Origin of the sequence: Methanobrevibacter sp. AbM4 (assembly GCF_000404165.1) — an archaeon.
GTDB classification, from domain to species: domain Archaea; phylum Methanobacteriota; class Methanobacteria; order Methanobacteriales; family Methanobacteriaceae; genus Methanarmilla; species Methanarmilla boviskoreani.
On the sequence record NC_021355.1, the window covers coordinates 986,497 to 1,002,415 of the forward strand.

General features: G+C 28.1%; 14 protein-coding genes. 10 read left to right on the forward strand and 4 right to left on the reverse strand.

From position 1 onward, the window contains the following. The first annotated feature begins 2 nt into the window (after positions 1 to 2). The 10 genes from ABM4_RS04025 (at position 3) to ABM4_RS04075 (ending at position 11,816) form a co-directional block, all read left to right on the forward strand. Positions 3 to 1,025, forward strand: coding sequence for a homoserine dehydrogenase (locus ABM4_RS04025; protein WP_016358402.1), 1,023 nt, complete (start codon positions 3 to 5; stop codon positions 1,023 to 1,025). A 54-nt stretch (positions 1,026 to 1,079) separates the two neighbouring features. Further along, positions 1,080 to 2,312 (forward strand): cofactor-independent phosphoglycerate mutase, encoded by a 1,233-nt coding sequence (locus tag ABM4_RS04030; RefSeq protein ID WP_016358403.1) that lies wholly within the window; start codon positions 1,080 to 1,082, stop codon positions 2,310 to 2,312. 164 nt (positions 2,313 to 2,476) lie between these two features. Then, positions 2,477 to 2,815 (forward strand): hypothetical protein, encoded by a 339-nt coding sequence (locus ABM4_RS04035; protein ID WP_016358404.1) that lies wholly within the window; start codon positions 2,477 to 2,479, stop codon positions 2,813 to 2,815. A gap of 169 nt (positions 2,816 to 2,984) precedes the next feature. Beyond that, entirely contained in the window at positions 2,985 to 3,623 is a 639-nt protein-coding gene (locus ABM4_RS04040) for a sugar O-acetyltransferase (protein ID WP_016358405.1), read from the forward strand. Next, positions 3,623 to 4,264, forward strand: a complete 642-nt coding sequence (locus ABM4_RS04045; protein ID WP_016358406.1) for a sugar O-acetyltransferase — start codon at positions 3,623 to 3,625, stop codon at positions 4,262 to 4,264. The genes ABM4_RS04040 and ABM4_RS04045 overlap by 1 nt, the downstream gene beginning before the upstream one ends. 92 nt (positions 4,265 to 4,356) lie before the next feature. Continuing rightward, complete coding sequence (locus ABM4_RS04050; RefSeq protein ID WP_048200830.1) at positions 4,357 to 5,490, forward strand: aldo/keto reductase; 1,134 nt, start codon at positions 4,357 to 4,359, stop codon at positions 5,488 to 5,490. A gap of 137 nt (positions 5,491 to 5,627) precedes the next feature. After that, entirely contained in the window at positions 5,628 to 7,397 is a 1,770-nt protein-coding gene (gene uvrC / locus ABM4_RS04055) for an excinuclease ABC subunit UvrC (RefSeq protein ID WP_016358408.1), read from the forward strand. A 770-nt stretch (positions 7,398 to 8,167) separates the two neighbouring features. Next, on the forward strand, positions 8,168 to 10,141 hold the full coding sequence (locus ABM4_RS04065; protein ID WP_016358409.1) for an adhesin-like protein: 1,974 nt from the start codon (positions 8,168 to 8,170) through the stop codon (positions 10,139 to 10,141). Positions 10,142 to 10,460: 319 nt separating this feature from the next. Continuing rightward, the gene (locus tag ABM4_RS04070) at positions 10,461 to 11,198 is read left to right on the forward strand and encodes a 4-phosphopantoate--beta-alanine ligase (protein ID WP_016358410.1); all 738 of its coding nucleotides are present in this window, start codon (positions 10,461 to 10,463) and stop codon (positions 11,196 to 11,198) included. A gap of 75 nt (positions 11,199 to 11,273) precedes the next feature. Beyond that, the gene (locus ABM4_RS04075) at positions 11,274 to 11,816 is read left to right on the forward strand and encodes an AAA family ATPase (RefSeq protein ID WP_016358411.1); all 543 of its coding nucleotides are present in this window, start codon (positions 11,274 to 11,276) and stop codon (positions 11,814 to 11,816) included. An 880-nt stretch (positions 11,817 to 12,696) separates the two neighbouring features. Here ABM4_RS04075 and ABM4_RS04080 read toward each other — a convergent pair. From ABM4_RS04080 to ABM4_RS04095, 4 genes are all read right to left on the reverse strand, one after another. Next, positions 12,697 to 13,380 (reverse strand): TIGR00289 family protein, encoded by a 684-nt coding sequence (locus ABM4_RS04080; protein ID WP_016358412.1) that lies wholly within the window; start codon positions 13,378 to 13,380, stop codon positions 12,697 to 12,699. A 64-nt stretch (positions 13,381 to 13,444) separates the two neighbouring features. Next, positions 13,445 to 14,503: a hypothetical protein gene (locus tag ABM4_RS08750; RefSeq protein ID WP_016358413.1), complete on the reverse strand. Its 1,059-nt coding sequence runs from the start codon at positions 14,501 to 14,503 to the stop codon at positions 13,445 to 13,447. A gap of 112 nt (positions 14,504 to 14,615) precedes the next feature. Beyond that, a complete protein-coding gene (locus ABM4_RS08755; protein WP_016358414.1) occupies positions 14,616 to 15,050 on the reverse strand; it encodes a hypothetical protein in 435 nt (144 codons plus the stop codon). Positions 15,051 to 15,068: 18 nt separating this feature from the next. Beyond that, complete coding sequence (locus ABM4_RS04095) at positions 15,069 to 15,908, reverse strand: A24 family peptidase (protein ID WP_016358415.1); 840 nt, start codon at positions 15,906 to 15,908, stop codon at positions 15,069 to 15,071. Between the last annotated feature and the right edge of the window lie 11 nt (positions 15,909 to 15,919).

Here is a 15,919-nt window from a genome sequence, read left to right on the forward strand (position 1 = left end):
TTATGAAAGATTTGAAATTATGTATAATGGGATTTGGTGCTGTTGGTCAGGGAGTAGCAAAAGTCGTCTCATTAAAGAAAGAAACAATAAAGGATATTTATAACATCAATTTAAAAATTGTATCAGTTGCTGATTCATCAAGCTCAGCTATCTGTGAAGACGGATTAAATGAGGATGAATTAATCAAGGTTAAAAATGAAACAGGAAAATTAAGTGATTATCCTGAATATGGTAGTAATATTTCTGGTCTAGATGTATTGGATGCATGTGACTATGATGTACTTATGGAAGCAACCCCTACAAACATTAAAGATGGTGAACCTGCAAGATCATTAACTTTAAAAGCATTTGGTGATGGTAAGGATGTGGTAACATCCAATAAGGGACATCTTGCTTTAAACTATCAGGAACTATTAGATGCAGCTAATGAAAATGATTGCATATTTAAGTTTGAGGCTAGTGTAGGTGGAACAATGCCTATTATTAACCTAGCTCAGGAAACCTTACCTGCAAATAAAATTGAATCAATTATAGGTATTTTAAATGGTACCACCAATTATATTCTTTCAAGAATGACCTCAGAGGGTACTTCATATGAAGATACCTTAAAAGAATCACAGGAGTTAGGAATTGCTGAAACTAATCCTACACAGGATGTAGAGGGTATTGATGCTGCTTGTAAAACTGTTATTCTTGCAAACTCTGTACTTGGAATTCCTGCAAAATATGAGGATGTTAAGGTTAAAGGTATTTCAGATATAACATCTGAAGCTATTTCACTTGCAGATAAACAGGGATATTTGATTAAACTTATTGCCGAGGTATCCCCTGATAATCTTGAAGTTTCTCCAAGACTTGTTAAGAAAGGTAGTCCCTATGATATCAATGGAACATTGAATATGGCTACACTTAAAACAGATTTATCTGGAGAGGTTACTGTAATGGGTATTGGTGCAGGTTCTGTAGAGACCGCATCAGCAATGATGACTGATTTAATTCATGTTATAAGAATAAGAAACAATTAAATATTCTTATAATCTATTTTAATCTACTTTTTTTATATTAAGGAGACAACTTTTATGAAATATGTTGTAATTATTGGAGACGGTATGTGTGATTACCCTATTGATGAATTAGGTGGTAAAACTCCATTGGAATATGCCAATATTCCAAACATGGATAGAATAGCTAAAGAGGGAAAATGTGGTCTTACTAATAATGTACTTGACCAGTATCAGCCTGGTTCTGATGTAGCTAATATGAGCATATTCGGTTTTAATCCCGCTAAGTATTATACTGGTAGAGGTCCACTAGAGGCAGGAAATATAGACGTCGGTCCAACAAGTCAAAAGGATTTAATATTTAGATGCAACACTGTCACTGAAAAGGATGGTACATTAGATGACTTTAATGCTAATCACATTACCACTGAGGAAGCTACAGTATTACTTAATGATTTAAACAAATATTTTAAGGACAAACATCCTGATTTTCCAGGAACTTTCTATCCCGGTGTAAGTTATAGGCATGTATTTGTATATACTTGTCCTGATATACAGACAGCTCATGAAAATTCTGATTTTCCAACAGCTGCACCTCATGATATTGTAGGTGAAAAAATCGATGATTATACCAATTGGGATACAGATTTCCAGAAGGGCATTAAGAATATTATGTTAGAGTCTAAAGACTTCCTTGAGAATCATGAAGTTAATAAAAAGAGGGTTGAAAAGGGATTAAAACCTGCAAACATGGTTTGGTTATGGAGTCAGGGAACTGTTCCTACTCTTGACAATTTCACAGATCTCTATCATAAGAAAGCAGCTGTAATAACCGGTGTGGATTTACTTAAAGGTATTGCAAACTATGGTGGATTAGATGTAATCAATGTACCTGGAGCAACTGCATACTTTGATACTGATTATAAGGCAAAAGGCCAATATGCAATAGATAATATTCCAGATTATGATATTATCTTTGTTCATATTGAGGCTCCGGATGAGGCAGGCCATGCTAAAAATGTTGAGGAAAAGGTTAAGGCTATTGAATCAATTGATAAATATATCCTTGGGCCTATCTGGAAATATCTTGATGAGAACTATGATGAGTATAAAATAGCTGTTCTACCGGATCATCCAACTCCAATACCTGTTGGAACCCATACACGTGATGACATCCCACAGGCAATATATACCAAAAACGGTAAGGCAGATGATGTTGAATCATATACCGAAAAGAATATCGCAAAAGGTTCCCTTAAAAAAGAGCCTGGATATAAACTTGTAAGCAGATTGTTTAATAATGAAATTTAAAATCCTTTCTACTTTTTTTAATTTTTTTTATAGATTCTTTGCTATTTCTAATATTTTTTTTAACTTTGACCTAATTTTAAAACATAGTTTTCAATAAAATTTATATATATAATAATTATAAATATTATAAATATATATTTATATTATATTTAAAGGGTTAAATTATGCAAAACTTTAACGATACTACAAGTGTTAAGATTAATCGTGAAAAGAAAAATCTTGCAAAATCAAAGGGATTAAAGTTACAAGATCTTTTAGATAGTGCTTTAAATGATGAACTTGGTTTATGTAATGAAGAAGATAAAGTAAATGAAAGAATAGAAAGATTAAAACAGGAAATTAAGGATCTTGAAATTGAAAAGGAGAAAAATCTCACAGACTGTGATAAGAAAATTAACATTCTGATGAAGAATCTCCGGGATATGAGAGATAGGGAAGAAGAAAATTACAATGATAAGATTAACATTCTTAAAGCTAAAATCGAATATCTGGAACAATTTTAAATAGGTTTTATATTCTTTAATATTTTTTAATATGGAAATTGATTAAAATTTCATAATTTAGCTGATGGTATTTTAATGAGTGAGCATATTAAAGATTTCATATATCTAAAATGGATAGTTTTTTTAATTTTTCAATCATGATTTAATAAAGATTTGTTTCTGTGGTAATATGGTGAATTTAATTAAAGGTACTTGGATGGAACAAGATGATGAAGAATTGAAATCTAGATGGATTAAGGGTAAGGATTTATTATATGAATATAATAACCATAGTTTAGCAGATGCTGATGAAATAAATAGACTTAAAAAGGAACTTTTTAAATCTGTTGGTGATAATGTAACTGTCACCCCTCCTTTTTTCTGTGATTTTGGTTCTAATACTAGTATTGGGGAAGGTACTTTTATAAATGTGGGCTGTGTCTTTTTGGATACTTGCGAACTTACTATAGGAAAGTATTGTTTGATAGGTCCAGGTGTACATATTTACTGTGCAAACCATCCAAGTAATATTGAAGAACGTATAATTCCAAGAGACGATTCATTAAATACAAAAGATTATCCCTATATCAATAATAATGGTAGGTTCAATGAGGATATTGAATACACTTTTACAGAGTTTTCAGAACCTGTAAAGATCGGTGACAGATCATGGATCGGTGGACAATCCATTATATTGCCAGGTGTTACAATTGGGGAAAATGTGGTAATAGGTGCAGGTAGTGTTGTTACACATGATATACCATCAGATACAATTGCATTTGGAAGTCCTGCTAGGGTTGTAAGGGAAAATAAAATTTCTGATTATTAGTGATTAAATTGAGGAAAGATATTAAACTTGATAAAGGCAATTGGACCGAGCAAGGGGATAAGGACTTAGTTTCTAAATGGAAAAAATCAAAGCGATTGAATTTTCAATTGAATCATCTTAAACCCGATGAGAATATTGAAAGAATCAATATTCAAAACGAATTATTTAAATTTATTGGACCGAATGCTGTTGTGGCTACTCCTTTCTATTGTGATTTGGGATTTAATACAAGTATTGGTGAAGGTAGTTTGATTAATTCCAATTGTGTATTCTTAGATACTTGTGATTTAACTATTGGAAAATATACTTTAATAGGTCCGGGTGTACATATTTATTGTGCAGATCATTTAACTGACACCAAATTGAGAGTAATTCCTAAGGATGATAAATTGAATGATGGAAATTATTCTTATATTGACGATGAAGGTCGATTTGATGAGGATATGGATTATACAATCACCGTTTTTTCAAGACCTGTAAGTATAGGTGATAATTGTTGGATAGGCGGTGGCTCTATAATAATGTCTGGTGTGAAAATTGGAGATAACGTTATGGTAGGTGCAGGTAGTATTGTAACACATGATATACCATCAAATACTACTGTTATAGGTAGACCTGCAAGGATTATTAATGAAGACTAAAATTTTAAAATTTATTTAAACAATGGAAGATTATATATATTCATAAAATTAATATATATTATATATATTTATTTTTAATTATGGGTGAAAATATGGTGGAATATGGCTTAGGACTTATGAGATTACCTCTTCTAGATGAAAATGATCAAACAAGCATAGATATTGGTGAAGTTCAAAAAATGGTAGATGAATGTATGGAGAATGGGGTTAATTTCTTTGATACTGCAGTTCCATATCATTTAGGAAAAAGTGAAGAAGCCCTTAAGAAAACTTTGGTGGACAAATACCCAAGAGATAGTTTTCTAATCTCAGACAAATTACCTTTATTTAATATTCAAAAAGAAGAGGATATGGAATATTACTTTAATACAAGTTTAGAAAAACTTGGAATCGATTATTTTGATTACTACATGTTACATAATGTAAGTAACTGGACAAAAACCATATACAGAAATATAGATTGCTTTTCTTTTATAAAACAGAAAAAACAAGAGGGGTTAGCTAAAAAAATAGGTATATCTTTCCATGATAAACCTAAATTACTCAGAAAAACATTAGAAGAAAATCCAGAACTTGACTTTGTACTTTTGCAGATAAATTATCTTGACTGGGATAGCCAATCATTTAAAGTAAACGAGCTTTATGATATAGCTGTTGAATATGGTTTGGAAATATTGGTAATGGAACCTCTTAAAGGGGGAACCATTATAAACATTCCTGATGAAGCGGAACAACTACTTAAGAATTACAATCCTGAAGATTCTACTGCGAAATGGGGATTAAGATTTTCAGGAAGTTTAGACAATGTTACATATGTTTTATCTGGTGCTAAAAATCATGATCAAACCAGGGAAAATATTGAAACATTTAGAGATTTCAAACCTCTTAATTTAAATGAGGTTGAGTTACTTAGAAAAACAGCAAAAATCATTAATGACTCTATTGCGATACAATGTACTGAGTGTAGATATTGTATGGAGGATGGAATATGTCCTCATAATATACCAATTTCCGAGTACTTCACATTGTATAATGATGCTAAACGAGTAGGTTTTAAGGATTTTTCAACACAGCAGGTAATGTATAGGACAATAGGATTAAATCCTGATTATGGTTTGGCTTCTGATTGTGAGGAATGTGGGGAATGTAGTAAAATCTGTCCACAGAAACTTAAAATCCCTAAACTTTTAAAACAAGTTTATGAAGAATTTGAAACTACAATGTAATTCTTTATAAATTTTATTTTATAATTATTAATTAAATCTTTTTTTCTTAATTTTTTTTAAAGTTTTAAATACAATTTTTAGTTAAATATTTTTTTAAACTTAATTTTTATATTTAATAAATTACAAAGTTTCATATCATGGCAACCAAAGTAACTTCACCAGATAATCTTCCCCTTAAACCTGGCGTTTATATTATGAAAGATATTAATGAGGAGGTTATCTATGTTGGAAAATCAAAATCCCTTAAGAAAAGAGTAAGCTCTTATTTTAAAGATAAGGTAGATAGACCAAAAACAAGAGTTTTAATGAACCATTTTCATTCATTAGAGTATATTGTAACTGCTTCTGAGAAGGAAGCATTGATCTTAGAGGCTAATTTAATCAAAAAATATATGCCGAAATATAATATTCGCCTTAAGGATGATAAACAGTATCCTTATGTTAAAATCACTGATGAAGATTTTCCAAGGCTTATCATTACAAGAACCATTGGCAAAACCGGAAGTTATTATGGTCCATTTACAGATGTCGGATCAGTACGTTCTACAGTTAAATTCTTAAAACAATTGTTTAAAATTAGAACATGTAAAAATATGGATGGTCCTTGTTTAAATTATCAAATTAATTTATGTTATGCCCCTTGTGATGGAAACATCACAAAAGAGGAATATGCGGAAATCATAGAAAAGATAGATTTGTTTTTCCAAGGAAAATACAATGAAATAATTAATAATCTTAAAAAAGAGATGAAGGACGCTTCAAAGAATCTTGAATTTGAAAAGGCTGCAGTTTTACGTGATCAGATAAACTCCATTGAAGAGGTTATGGTTAAACAATTTGTTGATTTAAATGATGAGTTGGATCAGGATGTAATAGCCAGTGCTGAAAATAAGAACAACACTATTATTGTAGTTTTATCCATACGTAAAGGTAAAATTATATCAAAGGAAGACTATCAAATGGATAATACTCAAAATCAGGATTTAAATGAAATTTTTTATAGTTTTATTCAACAATATTATGGAATTAATCGCCATATTCCAAAAGAGATTATTGTTGAAGATAAGGTTAGAGATTCTGAATTGATTGAAGATTGGTTATCTGATTTAAGAGGCAATAAAGTTAATGTTGTTATACCCCAGAAAGGTAAAAAATTACGTCTTATACGTCTTGCGAGAGGTAATGCAGATATAGTTAAGAAACAAAAAGAAAAAGTATCTAATGCTTTAACAGAACTTCAAAATTATCTTAAGCTTAAGAATGTGCCTCATGTTATAGAGGGTTATGATGTAAGTAATATATCTGGAACATTACAAGTTGGTTCCAAAGTAAGTTTTTTTGATGGAAAACCTAATAAGAAACTATACAAAAGATTTAAACTTGAAACACCAGGGCCTAATGATTATGGTATGATGAGAGAATTATTAACAAGAAGATTTAAATCACTTGTAGGTGAGGAGGATTATAAAAAACCTGACCTAGTACTTATAGATGGTGGTAAAGGTCAGTTACATGTTGCATGTGAGGTTCTTGAAGAGTTAGGTCTTGATGATATACCTGTAATAGGTCTTGCAAAGGAATATGAAGAAGTATTTGTACCTCAATCAACTAAACCTATTATAATCCCCCATGATAAACAGTCGTTACATATTCTACAACAAGTGAGAGATGAAGCACATAGATTTGGTGTTACTTACCATAGGAAATTACGTTCTAAAAAGATCACAGAATCAGAACTTGATGGTATTCAGGGTATTGGTAAAAAACGTAAACTAAATCTTTTAAGGGCATTCGGAAATATTGATTCCATTTCAAAGGCTAGTATTAATGAGTTAAATGAGGTTGACGGAATGAATCAGAAAGTATCAGAAAATGTTTATAATCATTTCCATCATTCCAAAATTTAATTGGTTTATTTTTTCATTGTTTTTAAAATATTTTTTCTTTTTCTGTCTTATAATTTTTCATTATAATGTATTTTTTTATATTTTTTTAAATTATTTTAATTAATTTTTATGAATTCATAAATTATTAAATCTAATTTTATTTTATATTTTTAAAATATAATTGAATGTTTGTATTAAAACTAATAAGTTTATAGTAAAATATTTATTAAACTCATTATAAAAATGAATTTAGATTTGATATTGCATATATTTTTTTAAGCATAGATTAAATTTGTATAATTTTAATTTATCTTAATATTTTCGATATTGAATCTTAAATGTCTTATTTTATTTAATAAATAAGGTGTTATGAAAAAACCAAGGGAGGTGAAAATATAAGAATAAGGAGAAGTTTATTAATCATTATAATATTCTTTGTAAGTATTGGCGCCATATCTGCTAGTGATAATATAAGTGATTTAAGTGAATCAGGGATTTTAGCAGACTCTCAAACTGGTGGATTAAATTCAAATTCATATGATAATCAGAGTTTAAATACGAATAATCCCAAAACATATCAAGATCTGCAGGATATTATTGATGCCAATACCAATGGTACAATAGATATTAATGATGATTATAAATTTGATTCAAATATTGATTCTAAAAATGGAATAAAAATTACCAAAAATCTAACTATTAACGGTAACAATCACATCATAGATGGTGATGGGAAATCATTTATATTCAATATTACAAATGCAGAAGTTACAATTAATAATTTAACTTTAATGAATGGTAATTCATCAGGAATTGGAGGATCTAATATTGGGGGAGCTATACATTCTACTGGAGATAAATTAGTTGTATCTAATTGTAATTTTTTAAATAATACTGCAAAAATGTATGGTGGAGCCATATATTCAAGATCTGCATTGATTATTATTAATAATTCAAATTTTAATGAAAATAAATTGGAGAAAAACAATTTTATACACCAAGGTGCTGCAGTGTATTCTATAAATGATATTAAGGTATATAATTCTAATTTCACTTATAATGATTTAAATGATTATAGTCCTAATGGTGAAGGTGGAGCAATAGTCAGTAAAAAAAGTGTGGAATTATATAAAAGCAATTTCATTTCCAATATTGCAGGTGATTACACAGTATATGGAAAACAAGTTAATGCTACCAGATGTCTTTTTAGGAACAATACTAATCAATATGGTTCAGGAGCACTTGTGGGAGAAAATGTAACTGTAGATGACTCTGATTTTATTAGTAATATGGCAGGAAAATGTGGTGCATCTATACGTGGATCATATGTTTCTGTAAACAATTCCAGATTTATTAATAATACTGGAAATGCCAATACAAATTATTTAGGTTCTGGAATCTTTTCAACTAATGAATTAAATGTTTCTAATTCCTATTTTGAAAATAATGTTGCCGGTTATCGTGGTGGTGCCATATTAGTAAATGGTGTTGGAAATATTAATAATTGTACTTTTGTTAATAACACTGCTCATAAAAGTGGTGGTGCAATTAGTGGAAGTGTAATAAATGTAAATAATAGTAATTTTATCGGAAACGGTGCAGATAAGTATGGTGGTGCAATATTCGCTACAAATGCTACTGTAATCAATTCTAATTTCACTGATAATTATGGGGAAAATAATACTTCAATAGTTACAATAACAAATAATGCGATTAAAAATTCTAAAATTGATGGAAATGTATTAAATCTTAATTTAACTGAAGTAACTTTTGCTAATTATTCTGGTTTGATTAGATTTAGTAACGGTTATTATGGATATTGTATTGAACCTGCATCTTTTACTGGTGGTAGTGGTTTTGCTATAGATGATTTAAGCCATCTTACAAATTCATTAACTGGAGAAGATGTTTCAGAATATCTTAAAATATTCGTTTGGTATTATTACAATAATGAAAATGCCACCCCTTCTTTAGGTGGTTATATTCCTCAGCAATATCTTTATGTATTTACCACTACTAATTTCACCATTTATGCACAATACTACCCTCCTATTAAAAAAGTGATTGATTTATATGATAGTGGATTTAGAGTACCAAGTAAAAATGCGGTTAAGCTATTAGATAACGGTTCTTATATGGTATTTAACTTTAAAACATTTCTAACTCCAACTAGTTACCAAAATGACATTATGTTTAAAGTTGATTATTTAGATGATATCGATACTCATATGAAAGTTGAGAAGATTACTGTTACTCCTGTTGTTGGTCTGGGTAATAGGACTTCTTTTATTATCCGCGTTACTAATGATTGTAATTATACCTTGCATGATGTTTTTGTTGTTGAGGATAGTTGGGATGATGGTTTGGTCTACGACTCCTGGAGTGGTAATGATGATTGGACCTATTCTGGCAGTTATAGATGGTCTTATAATCATGGTTTAGCACCAAATGAGTCTGCAGAATTTATCGTTTACTTCAACACCACAAAGCCTGGTAACTTTACAAATTATATAATTGCAGGATCAAATGAAACTGGAAATATAACTACCAATAATTCTACTGAGGTTATAAATAGTACTATACCTGAGAACAATACAAATAAAACAGATAATGAAACTAACAATACGCCTGCAAAACCAGAAAATAATAATCATAATAAAACTAATAATGTAAATATTGAAACTACTCCTAAAACAGGTAATCCGTTAGTAATTTTATTACTAAGCATTTTATGTCTTGGAATTATTCCATTTAAGAAACATTAAACTTTTATAAAAAAATTATGTTTTAATACATAATTTTACTTTTTTTTAAAAGAACTTATTTTAATTTATATTTAAAAATTAATTATGTTTTAATACATAATTTTACTTTTTTTTAAAAGAACTTATTTTAATTTATATTTAAAAATTATATTCTAAAAAAACTATTTACATATTGAAACTAATTTATAAATTAATTTTAAATTTTACATAATCTATTACTTTTAAAGTAATTATTTAATATATGAAGATTGATTTAAAATATAATTTATAATGATAAATAATAACAAATTATATAAGTTTTATAATTAGATATATTATTATGATACCTAAAAATCATCCGAGATACGAATCATTATTATTAAGAGATAAAGTGAAAAATGCATTTTTAGATGGATATTTAGCTGATTCTGGAATGATTGCACATGGTAGAGGTGAAACCTTTGATTATTTATTGGGTGAAAAAACTGTACCTGCTGCAGAGGAAGCTATGAAAGCTGCAGTTGCATCATTATTACTTGCTGAACATCCTGTTTTATCTGTTAATGGCAATACTACTGCTTTAGTTATTGATGAAGTAATAGAACTTGCTAGAGCAACAGATAGTAAAATTGAAATCAACCTATTTTATAGAACTGAAGAGCGTGTGGACAAGATTACAAAACTATTTAAAGATCATGGATATGAGGATATTTTAGGTACAAATTATGATGATTTATATTATTTTGATAAAATAACCAACCCAAGGGCAACTGCAAGTCGTCAAGGAATATATGTTGCAGATGTTATTTTAGTTCCACTTGAAGATGGTGATAGAGCAGAATTGTTAAAAGAGGCTGGAAAGAAAATAATTTGTATTGATTTAAATCCTTTATCAAGAACTTCTAAAATGTCTGATATTTCAATTGTAGATAATGTAGTCCGTGCAATACCTGAAATGACACGTCTTGCTAATGAATATAAAAACAAAGATGAAGACTTTTTATTAAAAATAGTAAATGATTTCAATAATGAGGAGAATCTTAAGGATTCTTTGGATTCATTTAAGATTAAGGAATAAAAACTTTTTTTAATAAATTTTTATAATTTTTTAGAGGAATTTTTTTATAAAATAAATTAAAATATAAGTGTTATTATGAATGTTATTGGAATTTCAGGACTTCCAGGATCTGGAAAAAGTTATATCTCCAAGTTTGCAATAGACAAAGGTGCTATTGTGGTTAATATGGGGGACTGTGTAAGGGAAGAGGCTAAAAAAAGAAATGAGGATTCAAGGGTTACAGCTATTAAATTGAGAGAGGAGTTTGGCAAATATGTTGTAGCCAACTTGACAATTAATAAGATTAAAGGATTATTAAATGAGAACGTTAATTCAAATCTTATAGTTGTTGAGGGTATTAGAAGTCCTTATGAAGTGGAGTTATTTAAAAATAACTTTGAAGATTTTAAGATATTGTCTGTCTTTTCTTCACCTAAAACTAGGTTTAATAGATTAAAACTTAGAAATCGTGTAGATGACTCTCAAAACTTTGAAGATTTTAAAAAAAGAGATTTGGATGAGTTAAGTTTTGGCATAGGTGATGTGATATCCACATCAGATTATTTAATTATTAATGAGGATGATCTAGACTCCTACAAAAAAGAGGTAAATAGATATCTAAACCTATTTTTATCTTAATCTTTTTAATTTTATTTTTTTTTGGATATTTTTAAAATTAGAATAATTATTCGGTTAGTTTTCTATAAATTTTTTAAACTTTTTTTTAAATTATTATATGATTTTTAATCCTTAATAATTTATTTTTTATACAAAATTATTATATTCTTTTAAAAACTATAATTATATTTATTTTTTTAAACAATTATTAAAATTTATTCATATTTTAAACTTGATAGTTTGTATATATACTAATAATATCGAAAGATTTAAATAATGTGTTTTTAAGATAAATATTAGTCTAATGCTAAAATGTAAATAATTAGTTTAACCACCCAACCACCACCAAACTCATTATTTATTTAGTATTAGACAATACTTTATTAAAATTAGTAAATTGACACTTTTTCTTATTTTAGATTTAATAAACGATTTTTATAAATAGACTTTAAATTAAAAAATTAGGTTATAAGTTTTTTAATTTTTAAAGCCATATAATATATTTTAAAAGCTATAATAAATATTTTTAATTCTAATTTTAAATTTAAGTTAAAAATTGGGTTTTTTTAAACACACATATACCTATTTTATTATTTTCTAAAAACAGTCAATTTATTTATAAAAAACATATCTGATCTGAAATTTTTATATATAAATCAAGTAGATAAAATATCTTTAAAATCTTATTCATTTACAAGGAAAATTGATATTCTTATAAAATAATTTTATAAAACCATCAATATTAAATTTAAAAATGGTAATGATAAAAAAAATGAGATTACAATTTAAAAAATAATGTTTATTAAATTATACTAAATTAAAAAAATAATAATAAAATTTCATTAAATAGATTAAATACATGTTTAAATAAATTAATTATATCCTCAAACTATCGATATAATTAATCTTTGTCTTCAAGTATTGCATCTTTAATAATATAAGTTCCATTATCAACATGCCAATCTACATCAGCATCTAAAATTTTAATTCTTTTTTTAAATATAGGTCCATCAAGTACAAATGTCTCGGCCTCTCCACCTTCAAATGCGAGATTAATCGGAACTTTATCATTGACCTTTTTTAAATCTTCAATACATTGGTTATCAATATGCCTTCCCAAATATTCCTTACCTAATCCGTAAGCAAATACGCCACAGATTATAACATCAAAACCTGCGTCTACAACTTCATGCATATACTCTTCCTGATTTACATGCCAGTAAGGGGATATTATCTTAAGACCTACATCCTCACCTAATTTTTCAATACGTGATTTTTGATAAGTTGAATATAACGCACCTGTGTAAATGGCCTCAACGCCTTGATCTTTTAATATTTCAAATTGAGCCTTAAGATCTTTAAGTTCATCTTCTTTAACACCGTCTGTTTCTGCTTTTATTAAAGGTATATTAACAGCTTTTGAGATTAAATCAGTTAAATTAATGTTGGGTACATGGAACATATAAGAGGATGAATTCTTACTTACCATAGAAAGTAAATATTTAACATCATCACCATTATTTATTGAATTGTATAATGCCATTGTACTATCTTTACCACCTGAAAAAAGTACTGCTGATTTCATATTATCACGTTTAATTTAAAAAAAAATAGTTTAAAAATAAATAGAAAATTTCTATTTATTTTATTTATTCCTCATTAAAGTCATCTAATGTTCTTTCTTCACTTTCCTTCTTTTTAGATTTTTTATTTAATTCATCAAAATCTTTGTCTTTATTTTTAAAGATTAACGATTTTTTTTCTTTTTTATCGATTACTATATCCTTTTGAGGGTTTGGTTCTACACTGTGTGTACCTTCCTCAAATACAGTTTCCTTCTCTTCTTCTTTTTTGGTTTTAGTTTTATTTGTCTTTGAGAAGTTTCTGTTAATTCTTCTTTTATTTCTTTTAGTTCCCATTCTTTTCCAGTTATTGTAGATGGTATCTGCAAATATACCTAGTAAAGCAGTAGCAATACCTATTAAACCACATATTACGCTTACCATCCAAATCGGTAATTGTTGGCTTTCGGCTTTCTTAGTGTTATTTGTAATAGAACCTTCAACAGTACTTACAGGAACACTTTGGTTTCTTAAATCCTCAGATACAGTATCAATATCAAGAGGACTTACACCAGCTTGAAGTCTTATAACACTGGAACTTGGAGTTATATCATATGATTCAATTAAAAGCTCTCTAATATCATCAACAACTAATTGGGGATCTGATGTATTTCTAACGGTAGCATTAATAATACCGTTCTCACTGTCAATAGTCACATTCTCAATGTTTGATGATTGATTTATATTGTCTTCAATACTGGTTTTCATGTATTGAACATAGTTCGAAGAGAAATTTCCCGTAACCAAACTTATTTTAGTTGGAACAACCTTATCCACCCCTTGAGTAGACCTGGTTTTATTAATAACTTCACTAGTATTTAATCCATACTGAGAGCTAATATCAATATTAATGTATTGGTCCTGACCAGTAACGATAGCATCTACTTCACTAATAAACTCTGGAAAATCTTCATATATAGGACTTATAAAGAATAAACCACCAACAGCTCCAATTATAAATGCAATTAATAAGATTCCACCAATATCTTTCTTTTCAAGATATGGACTTAATATTGCCATTGAAAATATGAATACTAATAAAAATATAAATAATATAACATATATTGAAGTTGAAATTAATTCCATATAATTCACGCTCAAAATTAATATAATTATAGTTTTAATTTTAATAATCTATATACTTTTATGTGAATTAGAGGATTTAACTATATGGCTTTTAAGATTATAGTAAATTTTCTTATATTTTACCAATTTCTATTTGTGAACTATTACCTTTCCATTCTATAATTACCCTATTAAGTCCCCTATTTAGGGTAATCCTATTATTTAAACTTAAGTCATTGGATCTCACTTCAACCTTTTTATAGCTGTTATCGGATAGTAGGACATCGCTAGTCAATATACCATTATTAATATCAATCTGGGAATCCTTTTTCATGTTGAGATATACCGTACGTTTTGAACCTGAACCCGATGCATAAACCTGATTAATACCCGTTACCAGTTCTTCCATTTGTGATTTTGTGTTATATGCCGTATTTAAATCATCGATACTATCTATTGATGTTGATATCATCGGTAGGATGAAAACGTTAATTAAGATCAGGGATATTATAAAAAGCAATAAATATTCAAAGGACATCTGACCATTTTCTTCCTTTAGAACACCCATTTAATCACCTGTTAATATTTAAATAAAAATCAATATGATGTTGCCGTAAACTAAACTTAAGATATATCCGATACATATAAAAGGTCCAAATGGAACTGAGATTTTAATGAAAACTCTTTTATCCATTATTTTTTTATTACATAATTCCCTAAGACTTTGAATATCATAATCTGTTATGCCCGCTGAACTTTCGCATTTTATATAAAGTTTATCATCCTTTATTTTACATGATAAGTTACTGTCCTTCTTGTTTTCAATAATATTTTTAATTTCAATAAACTGATCCTTGTTGGTAAATATTATTGTGTCAAGTATCATCCCTTCCCTTAACTGGTTAATCTCCTTTATATATGTGGAAAAACTGTTAGTTGATCTTATAAGATTAAAAAATAGAATCTCATATTTAATTCTATTTTTAAGATTTGCCTTTTTAATGTTCCTAAACTTTATAGATAATACATAGAAAATTATTGGTAAAAAAGAGATTAAAATACTGTTTATTATCACATCAAAAGTAAACGGAACGAAAAGATAGTTTTGAGAAAATACTGGACTTTTCAAATAATTTATAGGTATTGCAGAACTGATTCCACATAAAAGCTTAACATCACCACCTGCCCATAGGCCCATTGTCCAAAGAAGATAGCTTACAGAAAATATTATAGTTAGGGAGACTATTGATGCGTAGATAAAGAATATGGATTTAAAATATAAGGTATAGATAAGGTTAATTAAAAGGCCAAAGCCAGTTAGGGATAAACTTATCTTATTGCTGATTCGACCATACTTTAAATCAGAAATAGCCGAAATTATGGTATAAACTAAAGTAATAATTATTGGTATTATAAAGATATTCATATTCAAATCTT